At 65.5% G+C, this 13,986-nt stretch carries 21 protein-coding genes; 15 read left to right on the top strand and 6 right to left on the bottom strand.

Features of this window, described 5'->3' with window-relative positions; all coding sequences use genetic code 11:
* Nucleotides 1-65 precede the first annotated feature (65 nt).
* From C7402_RS07055 to C7402_RS06985, 15 genes are all read left to right on the top strand, one after another.
* The gene (locus tag C7402_RS07055) at nucleotides 66-461 is read left to right on the top strand and encodes a HesB/IscA family protein (protein ID WP_112174993.1); all 396 of its coding nucleotides are present in this window, start codon (nucleotides 66-68) and stop codon (nucleotides 459-461) included.
* Between the two features lie 15 nt (nucleotides 462-476).
* Nucleotides 477-1,076 carry a hypothetical protein gene (locus C7402_RS07050; protein ID WP_112174994.1) on the top strand — a complete coding sequence of 200 codons (600 nt, stop codon included), beginning with the start codon at nucleotides 477-479 and terminating at the stop codon, nucleotides 1,074-1,076.
* The gene (locus tag C7402_RS07045) at nucleotides 1,073-1,909 is read left to right on the top strand and encodes a 4Fe4S-binding leucine-rich repeat protein (protein ID WP_112174995.1); all 837 of its coding nucleotides are present in this window, start codon (nucleotides 1,073-1,075) and stop codon (nucleotides 1,907-1,909) included. Before C7402_RS07050 ends, C7402_RS07045 begins: the two co-directional genes overlap by 4 nt.
* Nucleotides 1,902-2,312 (top strand): nitrogen fixation protein NifZ, encoded by a 411-nt coding sequence (locus tag C7402_RS07040; RefSeq protein ID WP_112174996.1) that lies wholly within the window; start codon nucleotides 1,902-1,904, stop codon nucleotides 2,310-2,312. The genes C7402_RS07045 and C7402_RS07040 overlap by 8 nt, the downstream gene beginning before the upstream one ends.
* On the top strand, nucleotides 2,309-2,584 hold the full coding sequence (locus C7402_RS07035) for a nitrogen fixation protein NifZ (protein WP_110387924.1): 276 nt from the start codon (nucleotides 2,309-2,311) through the stop codon (nucleotides 2,582-2,584). Before C7402_RS07040 ends, C7402_RS07035 begins: the two co-directional genes overlap by 4 nt.
* A gap of 104 nt (nucleotides 2,585-2,688) precedes the next feature.
* Nucleotides 2,689-2,985 (top strand): DUF3024 domain-containing protein, encoded by a 297-nt coding sequence (locus C7402_RS07030; RefSeq protein ID WP_112174997.1) that lies wholly within the window; start codon nucleotides 2,689-2,691, stop codon nucleotides 2,983-2,985.
* 22 nt (nucleotides 2,986-3,007) lie between these two features.
* On the top strand, nucleotides 3,008-4,156 hold the full coding sequence (locus C7402_RS07025) for a cysteine desulfurase family protein (RefSeq protein ID WP_112174998.1): 1,149 nt from the start codon (nucleotides 3,008-3,010) through the stop codon (nucleotides 4,154-4,156).
* A gap of 26 nt (nucleotides 4,157-4,182) precedes the next feature.
* Nucleotides 4,183-4,401: a putative nitrogen fixation protein NifT gene (nifT, locus tag C7402_RS07020; RefSeq protein WP_042270809.1), complete on the top strand. Its 219-nt coding sequence runs from the start codon at nucleotides 4,183-4,185 to the stop codon at nucleotides 4,399-4,401.
* Nucleotide 4,402: 1 nt separating this feature from the next.
* A complete protein-coding gene (locus tag C7402_RS07015) occupies nucleotides 4,403-4,684 on the top strand; it encodes a hypothetical protein (protein WP_112174999.1) in 282 nt (93 codons plus the stop codon).
* Nucleotides 4,671-5,834 (top strand): DegT/DnrJ/EryC1/StrS family aminotransferase, encoded by a 1,164-nt coding sequence (locus C7402_RS07010; protein ID WP_116610104.1) that lies wholly within the window; start codon nucleotides 4,671-4,673, stop codon nucleotides 5,832-5,834. The genes C7402_RS07015 and C7402_RS07010 overlap by 14 nt, the downstream gene beginning before the upstream one ends.
* Nucleotides 5,835-5,846: 12 nt before the next feature.
* Complete coding sequence (locus C7402_RS07005; protein ID WP_112175001.1) at nucleotides 5,847-6,698, top strand: SIR2 family NAD-dependent protein deacylase; 852 nt, start codon at nucleotides 5,847-5,849, stop codon at nucleotides 6,696-6,698.
* 45 nt (nucleotides 6,699-6,743) lie between these two features.
* Nucleotides 6,744-7,040: a 2Fe-2S iron-sulfur cluster-binding protein gene (locus tag C7402_RS07000; RefSeq protein ID WP_112175002.1), complete on the top strand. Its 297-nt coding sequence runs from the start codon at nucleotides 6,744-6,746 to the stop codon at nucleotides 7,038-7,040.
* 12 nt (nucleotides 7,041-7,052) lie between these two features.
* On the top strand, nucleotides 7,053-8,672 hold the full coding sequence (locus tag C7402_RS06995; RefSeq protein ID WP_112175003.1) for a flavin monoamine oxidase family protein: 1,620 nt from the start codon (nucleotides 7,053-7,055) through the stop codon (nucleotides 8,670-8,672).
* Nucleotides 8,669-9,043 (top strand): hypothetical protein, encoded by a 375-nt coding sequence (locus C7402_RS06990; protein ID WP_112175004.1) that lies wholly within the window; start codon nucleotides 8,669-8,671, stop codon nucleotides 9,041-9,043. The genes C7402_RS06995 and C7402_RS06990 overlap by 4 nt, the downstream gene beginning before the upstream one ends.
* Before the next feature lie 343 nt (nucleotides 9,044-9,386).
* On the top strand, nucleotides 9,387-9,758 hold the full coding sequence (locus C7402_RS06985) for a Fis family transcriptional regulator (RefSeq protein ID WP_224043835.1): 372 nt from the start codon (nucleotides 9,387-9,389) through the stop codon (nucleotides 9,756-9,758).
* A gap of 348 nt (nucleotides 9,759-10,106) precedes the next feature.
* Here the strand turns inward: C7402_RS06985 and C7402_RS06980 are convergent, their stop codons facing one another.
* The 6 genes from C7402_RS06980 to C7402_RS06955 all read right to left on the bottom strand — a co-directional run bounded on the left by C7402_RS06980 (nucleotide 10,107) and on the right by C7402_RS06955 (nucleotide 13,974).
* Nucleotides 10,107-10,361: a hypothetical protein gene (locus C7402_RS06980; protein ID WP_112175005.1), complete on the bottom strand. Its 255-nt coding sequence runs from the start codon at nucleotides 10,359-10,361 to the stop codon at nucleotides 10,107-10,109.
* Nucleotides 10,358-10,795, bottom strand: coding sequence for an Ohr family peroxiredoxin (locus tag C7402_RS06975; RefSeq protein WP_112175006.1), 438 nt, complete (start codon nucleotides 10,793-10,795; stop codon nucleotides 10,358-10,360). Before C7402_RS06975 ends, C7402_RS06980 begins: the two co-directional genes overlap by 4 nt.
* 76 nt (nucleotides 10,796-10,871) lie before the next feature.
* Nucleotides 10,872-11,108, bottom strand: a complete 237-nt coding sequence (locus tag C7402_RS06970) for an FmdB family zinc ribbon protein (RefSeq protein WP_112175007.1) — start codon at nucleotides 11,106-11,108, stop codon at nucleotides 10,872-10,874.
* Nucleotides 11,109-11,127: 19 nt separating this feature from the next.
* Complete coding sequence (locus tag C7402_RS06965) at nucleotides 11,128-11,562, bottom strand: thioredoxin domain-containing protein (protein ID WP_112175008.1); 435 nt, start codon at nucleotides 11,560-11,562, stop codon at nucleotides 11,128-11,130.
* A 10-nt stretch (nucleotides 11,563-11,572) separates the two neighbouring features.
* Nucleotides 11,573-12,334, bottom strand: a complete 762-nt coding sequence (locus C7402_RS06960) for an ankyrin repeat domain-containing protein (RefSeq protein ID WP_112175009.1) — start codon at nucleotides 12,332-12,334, stop codon at nucleotides 11,573-11,575.
* Nucleotides 12,331-13,974: a nitroreductase family protein gene (locus C7402_RS06955; protein WP_116610103.1), complete on the bottom strand. Its 1,644-nt coding sequence runs from the start codon at nucleotides 13,972-13,974 to the stop codon at nucleotides 12,331-12,333. The genes C7402_RS06960 and C7402_RS06955 overlap by 4 nt, the downstream gene beginning before the upstream one ends.
* Nucleotides 13,975-13,986 lie beyond the last annotated feature (12 nt).

Raw genomic sequence — 13,986 nt, 5'->3', positions numbered from 1 at the left:
GGCCTCGCCGCGCATACCGCGCAGCGCAGGAAGGGGCGTTCACCCAACTGGAGAAAAACCGCATCATGCTGCCCAATGTCATTCTTACTCCCGCAGCCGAGAAGTTCATGCGCCGTATCGTACGTTTCTCGGGGTTGCCGGCTGGCGCCGGTGTCCGCCTCCTCGTGAGCCCAGGCGGTTGTTCGGGCTACAACGCTGAGTTCAGTGCACAGCCGCAGGCGCAGCCAGGCGAGCAAGCGGTGGAGGTCAACGGTCTGCGCCTGTTCCTGCCGGCCGAGAGCCGCCTGTTGCTAGAGGGCGTCACGATCGACTTCGTCGACACGCCGACACAGTCGGGGCTGACGTTCGCGAATCCGAACCAGGCACCGTGCGCGTGCAGCAGTGCCGGGGCGAGTGAGCCGGGTGTGGCACGCATCGACGTCGGCGCGATAGGTCGCGGCGGACGGCCGCTCGTTTCCTGAAGCCGGAGCGACAGCATGGATCTTCGTGAGCAGGGTGTTACTTCTGACGGTGGCGCCGGTGGTATTGCGGACGCGTTGGCGACGTTTGCCAGGTGCGCCCTGGGCGGTGCTCTGCCAGCCCAGGCTACCGCGCTGATCGACGCCGCGGGCCAGTTGCGCGATCGCCCGGATGATGCGGTGGCGCTGTTGGAGCGTGCGCGTGCCGACGCGCCGGGGCACCCTGCGCCGCTGATTGCGTTGTACCGCTTTCATTTTTACGGGCATCGGCTGGCGCAGGCGCGCAGTGCGGGAGAAGAGGCACTGGCAGTTGCACGTCGCGCGCTCGGGGCAGGTTTCGGCGCCATCCCGCCGACAGGGGACGCCGTACGTCACGACGCGGCCGTGCGCTTTTATCTCTTCACGCTCAAGGGCCTCGCCTACCTGCAACTGCGACTCGGCGAGCGACAGGCAGCCCGCGCCCGGTTGGCCGAACTGCGCTGGCTCGATCCCGACGACGTGCTGGGCGGTGCGTTGCTCGCTCACGTGCTGGCCCGACACGAGGGCGACGACGATGCGGACGACGCGTTCACCTCGTCTGCGCATCCTTCGCGCGGCTGGGCGGGGTTGCCGTTATGAGCACCCTGAACCACGCTCGCGCGCCCGAGGGCGACATTCCTTCTCTCCACTGGCAGGGTGGTCAGGTCGACTGCTCTGTGTGCGCGCATGCGGCGCTACGCGCGGTGCCGGGCGCCGCCGGGTGCGAGCCAGGCCATGCGTGCGTGCAGGACGCGTACGCGCGCCGCATCGACCGCTTCTTCCGCTGGCATCCGGAGTTGGGCGATGCACATCTTGAACATCCGTACTTCGAAGTGCGGGCGATCGCGGCGCGCCATGCGGACATATTCAGGCTTCCCGCGATGATTAGTGATCCGGACGAGACCGTGCGCCTTCAACTGGCGCTGCGGTTACCACAAGCGCACCTCGTGAGGCTCGCAGATGACCCGCACCGTGAAGTGCGGATTCGCGTCGCGCAACGGCTCGCCCCGGCCACGCTCGCGACCCTGCGCACGGACCCGGACTACGGCGTGCGCGAGTGGGTTGCCCGGCGTTTGCCGGTTGCGCTGCTGCCGCTGATGGCGAGCGATCCGGACTGGGTGGTGAGAGTTCGCGTGGCCGAGCGCATCGACATGCCCGCCTTGTTGCGCTTTGCGGGCGACGGGGAAGCCGAGGTGCGCCGCGTCGTTGCAGCGCGTCTGCCGCCGTCGTTGCTGGGGCAGTTGATCGACGACCCGGACTGGCGCGTGCGGTGGGAGGTGGCATGCCGCGCGGATCCACGTGTGTTGAGGACTTTGCTCGACGATGCCGACGCGGAAGTTTGTGCGATGGCGCGCGAGCGGCTGTGGCCGTCCAGAGCCGTATCGGCGCCGGACGATACGGTCCGATCGTTCGAAGGAGCCGGACATGGGTGACATCAACCGCGATGACGACGCGATCGAGGTTGCGTTTCCCCCTCGCTTCAGCTTCGGCGAGCGGGTGATCGCGCGCTCGGTGATCCGCAACGACGGCACGTATAACGGCAAGGATATCGGCGAGGTGCTGGTGAACAAGGGCGATATCGGTTACGTCACCAGTATCAACACCTTCCTACAGCAGTTCTATATCTATGCGGTTGATTTCGTCGTGACCGGCCACCGGGTTGGCATGCGGGCGAAGGAACTGTGCACGCTCGACAACCTGCCCGACGACGTGCTGGCGCGGCTTGGCGAGCGCGCCGTCAGGCTGCGTACGATCGGCACCGGTGAAGCCGCGAATGAAGGCGATGCAGCCCGCGGTACATCGGCGGGCAAAGAAACGGAGGGTCGTGCGCAATGAACATCGAGCCGCTCCAGCCAGCTTATTCGTGGGGGTTGCGCGTCGTCGCGCTGGACGATTTGTCCAACGACGGCAGCTATCCCGGCCGCAAGGATGGCGAGTGCCTCGTGACGGCAGGCGCGTTGGGTGAAATTGTCAATGTGGGACAGGTGGTGGAGACTGGCGAGCCTGTGTATCTGGTGGAATTCGGCCGGCAGGTGGTCGGTTGCACCGAGGACGAGATCGCGCCTGCGCCGGCCGGTCTGCTGCCGGAAGACGGGGTGGGCGCGTGACGATGTGGCCGGACCGGACCGTGAGCATCGTTGAGCCGAACGACCGGAAAGCCGCGTACGGGCCGGGTGGAGGATGCGCCACAGGGACGCCGGTAGCCGATTTCATGCTGCACCAGATCGAGCGGGCGCTGCGCAACCGGCTGCGCTATCGCTATGTGCAGCCGCGCGTGGTGCGCGAGCAGGATGGTTATCGCGTCGAGAGCCCGTGTTGCTCGCGCAACGTCGAGCCGCACGGTGGTGTCATCGATATCGCGTGGCTCGCGCGAGACATGAATGACATGTGGCGTCTGCATGCGCGCGACCATGAGGCGAGTCGCTGGGTGGAGCAGTGCGCGAGTCTGGACCTGCCGATGCTGCTGGATCTCCTGTGCGTGGATGCCGCGCGCGTGTTCTGGCCTTGAAGGGCGAATCCTGGAGTCTGTGATGATCTATCTCGACCACAACGCAACGACGCCGCCCGCACCGGGTGTTGTGCAGGCCATGCTGTCGGTGCTGACCGACGTCTGGGGCAATGCTTCCTCGCAGCATCCGCGTGGACAGCAGGCGAAGCGGGCGCTCGCGGCCGCGCGCGCAACGGTGTCTCGCCGACTGGGCTGCAAGCCCACCGAGGTGATTTTCACGAGCGGCGCTACCGAAGCGAACCATCTGGCCGTGCTCGGCCTGCATGCGGCCGCTGGCTGCGAACGCCGGCGGATTGTGTTCAGCGCGGTCGAGCATGCGGGCCATCTCGCACTCGCAAGGGCGCTTGAGACGCAAGGCGTTCCCGTGGACTTCATCGGCATGAATCCGGACGGCACACTCGATCTGGACAGTGCGGCCCGGCTGATCGGCACGGACGTCGCACTCGTGTCGTTGATGGCGGTGAACAACGAGACGGGCGTGCGCATGCCGGTCGACGAAGTGCGTGCACTCGCGCATGCCGCAGGCGCTCGGTTGCATGTCGATGCGACCCAGTTCATCGGCAAGGTGCCGTTCGATTTCGCGCGGTTCGGCGCCGACGCAGTTTCGCTCTCCGCGCACAAGCTGCGAGGGCCGAAGGGCATTGGCGCGTTGTTGCTGCGGCAGGGGAGCACGCTGGTGCCGCAAATGCAGGGCAGTCAGGAGCGGCGACGGCGCGGCGGCACAGAAAACCTGCCCGCGATTGCGGGGTTTGCGGCAGCGCTTGACCGGCTTGGCGATATCGAAACTGAGGCTACCCGGGTTGCACAGTTGCGCGACACGCTAGAACGCGGACTGCAACGTGCGTTGCCGGACATGCATGTGTTCTCCGCGTGCGCGCCGCGTATTGCGGGCACCAGCTATCTGAGATTTGGCCTTCTGCCAGCGGACGTGGTCCTGCAGCGCATGGAGCAACTGGGCGTGTCGGCGTCGTCCGGTGCGGCTTGCTCTTCAGGCGGCAGCGAGCCTTCGCACGTGCTCGCTGCGATGGGCGTGCCGCGCGACGAGGCGCTGGCAGCCGTGCGGCTGTCGCTCGGCGAAACCACCACGGCGCGTGACATCGAGTACCTGCTGGCCGCGTTGCCGCCGTTGCTTGCGCCGCTGCTTGGAACTTGCGCCTCTCAAGCAGCATAACCCCCACGAACCCTGGAGTGTCCGTCGTGAAAGTCATGATCCGCAAGGATAGCAAGGGCGTGCTGAGCGCTTATGTACCGAAGAAGGACCTGGAGGAACCGATCGTTGCGATGGCGTCGCCCCGTATGTGGGGCGGTCTCGTGACCCTTGGAAATGGCTGGCAGCTTGAATTGCCCGAGATGGCGGACGACACCGCGCTGCCCATCACCGTGGAGGCGCGGCGGATTGCCGCCGCGGAGGAGTGACATGAGTCTGAGCGAGGAACAGGTACGAGCCATTGCCGACGCGATTCGCACGGCTCCCACGCTGCCGGATGCGGCGGCACGTTGGCGGGAGCGTTTTCCCGGCGTGCGGACCATGCGCATCAGTGCATCCGAGATGCATGACGAAACGCCCGCATTGCAGTTCGGCGAGCGCCGTGTCTATTACGCGAGGCTGGACGGGATGTGCGTGTCAGTCACGGGGCAGGCGGATGAGGCTGAAATGCTGATCTTCACGGAGGGCGGGGCCAGTGATGGAGATCGATGAAATTACGTTGAGCGAGCCAGAGTGTGGGGCGCGCGAGATCGAACTCGTGAATGCCGTGCTGCAATCGTCGCGCTGGAGCAGCGGGCCGATGCTCGAATCGTTCGAGGCCGCGTTCGCTGGCTGGAGCGGGCGAGCGCACGCGATCGCGGTCGCGAGCGGCACCCTCGGAGCGTGGATCGCGCTGCGCGGGTTGGGTATCGGTGAGACCGACGAGGTGATCTGCGCATCGCATACATGGCATCAGGTCGCACAGGCGATCACGCTGGCGGGCGCCACGCCGGTATTCGCCGACATCGACTACTGGAGCGGGTGCCTGAACGTCGAGAAGGCGCGTCAGAAGATCAGTCCGCGCACGCGCGCGATCCTCGCTGGCAACACTAACGGGCATCCGGCCGCCTGGGGGCCGCTGCGCGATCTCGCCGGGGAACACGGCCTGCGGCTGATTGAGGACAGCACCGAGGCGCTCGGTTCGCGCTACAGGGGGCGCAGTGTCGGCACGTTTGGCGATGTGTCGCTATTCGACTTCTCGGCGCCTTCGGCTTTATGTGCGGGCGAAGGCGGGATGCTTGTCACGGATGACGAGGGCCTCGCGCACGAGTTGCGTTACCTGCGTCAACGGCGGGTTGCGGACCGCGAATCGGTTTCAGTCGGATCCCGGGTGCCGTTGCAGGCGGGCATGAGCGAGCTGACCGCGGCGCTCGGGCTCGCGCAACTGGCGGGGCTCGACGAGCGTCTTGCGCGGCGCAAGCAGGTGGAGGCCTTGTATCACGAGCAGATGCAGAGCTTCGAGGGCATCAAGCCGCCGTATCTGGCTGAAGACGTCGAGGAGGTGCACTGGATGCTCTACGTCGTGCATCTTGGCAAGCGTTTCACGCAGAGCGCTCGTGCGCAGATGATCGACGACATGAAATCGTGCGGTATCGAGACGGCAGCTTACAGCCAACCACTGCACGAACAGTTCCATTACATGAGCGCGGGCGACGCGATCGGACGCAAGCGTGGTGTGCTGCCCGACACCGAGCGCATCGGCGACCGCGCGCTCGCGCTGCCGCTGCACAGCCAGCTTGACGCCGACCAGGTGAAATACATCGTCAAGACATTGAAAGACACGGCGACGAACGTCGGCGCGGGCGCCGCCATCTATCTCTGAGGTATACGACCTATGAGCCTTTGTCCTGTTTCCGTCGACACCATCGCCAGCCAGATCGAGGCTGGCAGCGTGATCCCGTACCTCGGCCCGGGTATGCTCGCGCTGTGCCCGGATGCACGTGTACCGGCGACACCGGATGCGCTTGCGCAGATCATGACGGCTCGCGTTTCCGTGCCGCACAAGATCCGCAACCGGCTCACGCAGGCCGCGCAGTTTATCGAGAACTTCAAGCACCGCAAGTCGGTGGTGAGCATCATGAACGAGGCGTTCGCGTCGGCGCCCACGCCGTCTGCACTGCACCGGGCCCTGGCCGCGAGCGGCGCGGGACTGTACGTCGACTGCTGGTACGACGACACCTTCGCGACGGCGCTGGCTGATGCGCGTGCGCACGGCTGCTGGGCACAGGTGCAGGGGCTGTCGCAATCCGAGCACTTCGGTCAATGGTTCGGCGCTTACGACCCGAGCGGCGGGCCACTTGCCGATGTACCTGCGGCAGGGGCGCTGCTCTACAGGCCGATCGGCGCCCGCGCCCCTGCCGCCAACTATCTTGTGTCGGACAGCGATTATGTAGAAGTGCTGACCGAAATTGATATCCAGACGCCGATTCCGTCTGCCGTGCAGGCGTGGCGAACGGGACGCAGCTTCCTTTTTCTCGGCTGCCGCTTCGATGACCAGCTCGCGCGCAGCTTCGCGCGCCAGATCATGAAGCGCTCCTCTGACACCCACTGGGCAGTGCTGCCCGACGAGCCCACCCGCATGGAGGCGCGTTTTCTGGACGAACAGCGGATCACCCGCATTGCCATGCCGCTTGCGGCCTTCGCCGACGAACTAGTGAGCGCGCTGCAACCCGCCCTGGCCGCCTGAGCCAGTTCCCGATTTGACTCACTACGACACCGCGCAAGAACCATTATGACGACACTCACCGTATTGCCCTCGGGCAAAACCTATGACGTAGCGGCAGGCACCAGCCTGCTGAAAGCTCTGCTCGAAACAGGAGAGGCCATCGCGCACAAGTGTGACGGCAAGGCCGAATGCGGAGCGTGCCACCTGTTCGTCCAGGAAGGGCGCAAGAGTCTCTCGAAGATTCAGCGCGTGGAAAACGAGAAGCTCGACTCGATCGTCGGGGTGGGCTCGAAATCGCGCCTGGCGTGCCAGGTAGTCCTCGGCGAGGAACCCGTGACCGTCGAGCTGCTCGGCTTCGTCTGACTCGGGGGCATCATGGCCGCCAACGAAGTTCCGGTGCTTGAGGTCGTTATCGTCGGTGCAGGGCTGTGCGGCCTCGCGCTGGCGCGCACGCTGCATGGCCAGGGTTTGCCGTTCCTGCTCGTCGAGGCGCGCGAGCGCCTGGGCGGCCGGGTGTTGACGCGGCGTTGTGAGGTAACGGGCCAGGCGCTGGACCTCGGCCCGACATGGTTCTGGCCCGACACTGAGCCGCGTATTGCCGCGTTGCTTACGGAGCTCGGGCTGGAGAGCGTGCCACAATCCGACCCCGGAGATGCGCTCTGGCTGACGGACCCGAACCGGGAGCCTGAGCGGCGTGAGGAACCCGGTGGTATCCATGCTGGCGCCTGCCGCATCGTGGGCGGGGCCGTGCGTCTGGTCGAGGCGTTGGCGGCCGCGGTGCCGCGGGAGCACATCCTGACGGGCCACGCGCTTCGCATGGTCCACGATCGCGGCGCGTGGTTCGAATTGCAGGTGGTGCACGGCGATCGCGCTTCCACGTTGCGTGCCCGGCGGGTCGTGCTCGCGCTGCCACCGCGCCTCGTTCACGAGCGTGTCGCGTTCGATCCACCATTGCCGACGCCGCTGGCCGATCTGCTCGCGGCGACGCCCACCTGGATGGCGGCGGCCGCGAAGTCGCTGACGACGTATGACCGGCCGTTCTGGCGGACCGCAGGCCACTCGGGCAGCGCGTTCGTGCGGCATGTTCAGGCGACGCTGGGTGAGGTGTTTGATGCGAGCGATGGAGCCACTGATGCGGGGGCGCTAGGCGGTTTTCTTGCGCTTAACGCATCGCAGCGCAGGAATTTCGAGCGCGGCTTGCCCCTGTTGATCGAAAGCCAGCTGGCCCAATTGTACGGGGTTGAGGCGCATTGCGGTCAGTCGTATCGACTCGACTGGGCAGGCGAAGCCTGGACCTGCAGCGATGCGGACAGGGAAAGCCTGCCCGCATGGCCGCAGGCCGACCCGGCGCTGCGTGGCGGCTGGCTGGGCGGCCGGTTGTACGTTGGGGGCAGCGAGACGGCGGGTCACGGAGCGGGCCACATGGAGGGCGCGCTGGACGCTGCGGCGCGCATCACCCGGGCGCTGGTTCTGCCTGGCGGTCAGCGCGCGATGGCAGGCATGCCGGTCACGATGGAAGAAGCCGTGGCAAGTTTCATCGCGACGGTGTCCGGTTGCCGCGAATCGGCACCGGCGCACTACCGGCAGCACGTCACGCGCCTGATGTCGAGCCAGTCTACCGCGCAACTGACCCAGCATGCCCTTCTGGCTACGGTCGAGCAGGTCTACAGCGAAACGCTGGCAGCGATCGACGCTCTGATGCCGGTGCTCAACTCGGGCGACGCCGGGCCGGTGCATCTCGGTCGGCATGGATTGACGCCGAAGCTGCTCGCTGCGTTCCAGGGCTGGAACCGCAAACTGCTGGACTGGGCGCTGGAATTCAACGCAACGTCGTGCGCATTGTCGAATTTCCCGGAAGAGCATCAGCCTGACGCAGAACTGCAGCGCGTGATCGCACTGGATCTGGCGGCCGCCTGGCGCGAGTTCGCACTGACGTTGAACGAGCGTCTCGTCGATGCAGTGACACATACGGGCTTCATGCAGGAGTCGGCATGAGTGGTGTCAGTGCGATTGAAGACAGCGCGCGCCTTGCGATCGTCGAGCAGTCGGGGATTGTAGTGGTCACGCTGATCGAAGGACTGACACGCGACGAGCTGCTGTGTTCGCGGCTTACACGCCAGGAGGTGCATCGGCAACTAACGCGTCTGGCTGACGGCGCTGACGGGTTGAGTCCCCGGATTCGGGCCGCGATGCCGGAAATTGACTGGGACGGCTGGAGATGGATGCGTGCGCAACTGAAGTCGCAGGCTGGCACAGCAATGGACGACGCGCTGTGGTTTGCCTGCGAGTCGCTGGTTCCAGCGACGCTGCTGTGGCTGCGTGTGCATCGGCAGAGCCAGGGCGCGCTGTTTCAGATGACGCCATGAACGACCGGCTGATCCTGCGCTGCAACGCTCGCCGCCCGATTCACGGTGCCGGTGCCGGAAAGGCAGGCACCGGGGGCCGGCTGCCCGGCCTAAAAAATTGATGCGTATTTATCTTCACCGGATTCTGTGTCGCTTCACCGCTATGGCGGACAACGCTCCAGCCCTTGCCGTCCGGTTGATGACGTGGCTTCGGCCCTTGAGTCTGGATATGGCAATGCCGTCATGCCCCGACTTGCAACCCGGTTCACCGCTATCGCGCTTTGCAGACATGACCCAACGCCCGTTCGCTTCCCCCCGCTGTAAGGCTTTGCAGTTGCCCATGCCCCGAGCCAGACTCGATCGTATGTCGCTCGAGTATCATCTGATGCTGGAAGCGTTGCGCACCGGTCACGGTGATGGCCGCATGGCATCGAGGCTGGTCGAGATCCTGTTTCTTGCCGAGTTTCTCCACGAAGCGGGATACGGAGACGGGGATCCAGAACGATTCGAGCAGATCGAAGCGGCACTGGCAAGGTGCAGTCAACGCGGCAACACGACTGGTGACTGGCACATCACGGACGACGATGACTATGCAAGCGTGGGGCAATTGCTAGCGGTGCACGATCAGCAGCTTGCATGTGCCCCGCTTCAGGCTGTCACGCTTGCGACCGAGCGCCTGTGGAAGCTGGTTGCGAAGACGGCAGTAACGAGTGCCCTGATACAAAAGGCGGCGTAGACGCCGCCGCAGGCGAGGCCCCGCAAGCAGTTGCAGGTTTGATGTGGAGAGCGGTTGGCACCGAAAACACATGCCGCAGTGGCAAGCTGGCCGGGGAACTGTTCGACGCATACGTGGTAGGCGCGAGAAAGACGAGAACGACTGCGACGACGTTACAGTGCCCAGGTACTCGGCGTCATCCAGACGCTGATGCTTGAGCAGCCGCTGGCTGTTGTGCCCGGTCGGGTGCGGCCTTAGGCGCGGCGCGATTGCGCTCACCTGGGAGCGGAAATCGATGGCGGCCAGATTTCGCGATGCGGAGGCGGTCGAGTCATCTCGCAGATCGGGCGAGGCATCGTCATTTGCGATTCAGAAGTCCTTGCACTTGCCCCATGGGTGACTGCCGGCGACGACGCAGGCCTTGATGCCGGCGCGCGCAAGTGCATCCTGATCGCGGTAGAACGTGGCCTCATGCACGAGCGTTCCGGATTGCGTCGTGATGCCGACATAGCGTGCGGCCCTGCCGATCCCGCACTGGTATCCGCCACCCGGGTCACCGGTCCGGCGGACATTGCCGTCCCAGTCGATGAAATACCCCGTTGCCTCGTCGTCGGCCCGGCTCATGTCGCTACCGGTATGTCGACCACCGCCTTCAGGTTGAGCGTCATGTTGCCTTTTGTCGCGTCGGCGTATGGGCAGATGCCTTTCGCTCTCTCCATCAGGCTGTCAGCGGTGGGCTGATCGAAGGTGCCAGCCATGAAAGCCGTCAGGCTGAGTGCCATCCGGTACGCCCCTTCGAAGTTCACGTACATCGACAGTGTCGACTCGATGTAGCAGCCGCGCAGCGGCAGCCTGTCCTGTCGGGCGATATGCCGTACCGAATGTTCGAAGCATGCGGCGAACGCGGCGGCAAAGAGTTGCTCGGGATTGATGCCCTCTTCCTTGCCACCCATTTCCCGCGGCACGGTGAGTTTGAGCTTGAGGCTACCGTCGTCGCTCTGCACCTGGCCGGTCCGTCCGCCCTGGGTCAGCATGGTGGTTTTGTAGACGAGATCCATGTGGCTTCTCCTGTGGACCGGAGTGGGCGATTCAGCGCCTTACTCTGGTCTCATCCAAGATGGTGGCTGTGCAGATTTATCGCAGCAGCTTGCTGCGTTCTGCGGCCGAATAATTGCTCAAGTGTCCTTCACGCGCGGCCTGGCGGCGAGCGGATGCGATGATGGCCTTGCTGCGTCCGGGCGCAACCGGAGCGCTGACCTGCTTGTCCAGGGCGGAGCTGCCGCAGTGAGGGCAAACGGGTGCCGTGCCGGCGCGCACCAGCGTTTCGAATTGCTGGCCGCAGGCCTGGCATCGATAGTCATAAAGAGGCATGGTGAGAGTCTCGTGCAGATCAGGTGGAGGATGCCGTACAGTCTTCCGTCGCCGCCGCGCAGCCTTCGAGCGGTCGCGCAGCATCGCTGGTCGGCGCATGCGCGCCGAGCCCGACCCATTCGTGCACGCGGCCAGCTTCGAAGCCCACCATGCGTGTATTGGCGACTTCCATCAGCGGTCTGCGGATCAGCAGCGGGTCGGCGAGCAGCCGTGCGAGCGCATCCACGCCATCGAACAATTCGGGGACGATCCGTCCCGACTTGACGTCCGGCGCCGCGCGGTTGAACCATTCGCGCACCGGCAGAGGCTCGAGGAAGGCAAACAGCGTTTTCGGTGTCCACGGCCAGCGCAGCAGGTTGCGAACCTCCAGCGTGTGGCCGGCAGCGACGAGCAGCGCCTTCTGTTTCGCGTTGCCGCCGCAGCCGGGTTTTTCGTAGAACGTAATATGAGCCATGATGGGGCCTTCAGCGTGGGCGTAGCAGTTCCAGGCACTCGAGCGTGGCCGCCATATCAAGTGCCGTGAAGTCGTCCTGGGTGCGGATGAGCGGATCGGCGCCGAGTGCCAGCAGTGTGCGCACGATATCGTGCTTGCCCGAGGAGGCCGCATACATGAGGCAGGTGGCCCCGGTGGCGTTGGTATGATCGAGCGGCAGTCCTGCGCCAGCGAGCCGCTCGACACCGGCCGGCTCGCCGTGCACGCAGGCAAACCAGAGTGCCGTGTTGCCATCGGCGTTGACGGCATTGAGTATCACGCCGTGTGCGAGCAGCGCATCGACCATATCGTGCGTGCCACGCCATGCGGCCACCATCAACGGCGTGTTCTCGTGTGCGCCTCGTCCGTCGGGGCCGGCAAAGCCCTGGTGAGCGAGCCAGTTCGCAAGTTCGGGCGGTATGGGCTGGCCAGGCGGATTCGCCGGATTCGCGGCCAGGGCGGTCTGGCCGCCGATCAGGTCACAGACCTCCGTAAAGCCGAAGTCCGCGAACATGCGTGCCCAGGTCTGGCTCGCCCTGCCGTGATAGCAGTAGATCAGGATGGGACGCTTGCGCGCCGTCTTGAGCAGCAGGGCGTCCTGGTTCTCGCGCGATAGTCGTAGCGAGCCCGGCAAGCCGTCGCGAGCGTGGCTCGCGGCGTCACGAGCATCGAGCAGCAGCGAATCCGGATGCTGGCCGAACCAGGCGTCGAGCTCATGGACCGTGAGGCGACGAAAGGTGCGCTGGCCGTTCATGGCGTGTATTCCTGCGGAAGATTGCAACGGTAGGGCGGTTCGCTGACAATGCGGGGATCATCCAGCGGCACGCCGACGCTAAAGTGGTAGAGCACCTGCCAGCGGTCCGGCCGATCACTGTCGAGGCCGAGAAGTTCGTGCACGGCATCGTCGAAGTAGCAGCCGATCCCGGTGCCGCGCAGTCCGGCGGCTTCCGCTTCGAGGTAGAGCGTGTGGCCGATCAGGCCGGATTCGCGCAGTAGCTCGCGGTAGCGTTCAGGACCGTCGACGGATACGGTGCGCAGGTCGGCCAGCAGCGCTACGACGAATAGCGCGTCGGCGGCAATAGCCTGATGACAGCTCAGCGTGCGCAGCGTCCGGGCTAGAGCGGGGTTCGCCGCCAACTGGTGGAACGGCATCCCGACGGGTGCGTTGCTGACCGGCTTCAGAGGGAGGTCGGGCATGGCGTTCTGCAGGCCGTCCCGCGCACCGGTATCGCGTAGCAGCAGGTAGGCGCCAGGCTCGAGACCGTTGATCCGGTGCGCGAACAGCACCGCATGCACGCGTGCCGGCGCGGACGACGTATCCCATGGGACCGGCGCCAGGTTCTCGCCGACGCTAGGCATCAGCGCGTCCATCATCGGCCAGAAGCGCAGCACGTCCAGCCGCGCGCGCGGATCGAAGCGCTGGGCGCTGCGGCGTGCGCGGATCAGCGTGGCAGCGCGCGCTGCGGTGGCTGGCAACAGGCTCCGCCTTGCTGTGCCGGGCTGCGATGCGGTAACGCACGCCGCCTGGCGCGAGTTCCTGGCCACCTCGTTGATCGCGGGCCAGCGGTACATCGGTCGGGGATCGAGCCGGTTTGCGCGGCCCTGCCACGATGAGGCTGTCGCACGGGGCCACGCTGCGGGTGCATTGCCGCGAAGGACAGGGTTCACGTGCAGCAGCTCGAACAGGGCCTCGGGTTCCTCGTGCTCGGCGTCGCCGAAGTCTTCTTCGCGGTCCAGGCCAAGCAGCGCTGCAATGGTGGCATGGTCCAGCCCGGTTTCGCGGATCCTCCAGCCGGTCACTGCGGCTGCGTAGCGCAGCGCGCCGGTCGCGTGACCCATGTCGAGCTGGCAATAGCGGAACGCACGCTCCCCGTACTTCCAGGCCTCCCGCCAGTAGATCGAGCTGAATCCGATCAGCATGCGCGCGCCGGCGAGGCTGGCGTCGCCTGGGGCGAAGCGGGCGCGTCTTTCGAGCGCGTGCGCTTTCGGTGCATAGTGGTAGAGGCCGTCGTCGATATCCGGTATGCCGCTCGTGAGCAGATAGACTTCAGTCGGATGCAGGTTGCCGCTCGACGGATTGCAGCGCAATGCCCAGCGATCCGGTCCGGCTTGTTTCCATGCCGACAGGGCGAACGAGAGTTCGAACAGCAGCCCGACGCTTGCCAGTGTGGGTGCGCGCGACGTAATGGCGCCCGGCGAAAACAGGTTGGCCCAGGGTGTGTCATCGGCGTCGGCCGTCAGCGGCAGTGTCGTGACAGGCGCGCCCGCGAACCGCCGGAACGGGTCGGGCTGGGCGTCCCAGTCCAGCGTTTCGGGGCCGGCCGCATAGCGCTCCAGCCGGTGCTTGGTCCGTTCATGGTATCCGAGCACGATAGATGGTTTTCCGGTCGGCATGTCCGGCCTCCA

This window comes from Paraburkholderia unamae, from assembly GCF_003096875.1.
Taxonomy (GTDB): domain Bacteria; phylum Pseudomonadota; class Gammaproteobacteria; order Burkholderiales; family Burkholderiaceae; genus Paraburkholderia; species Paraburkholderia unamae.
This window is presented reverse-complemented; position numbering and strand designations above follow the sequence as displayed.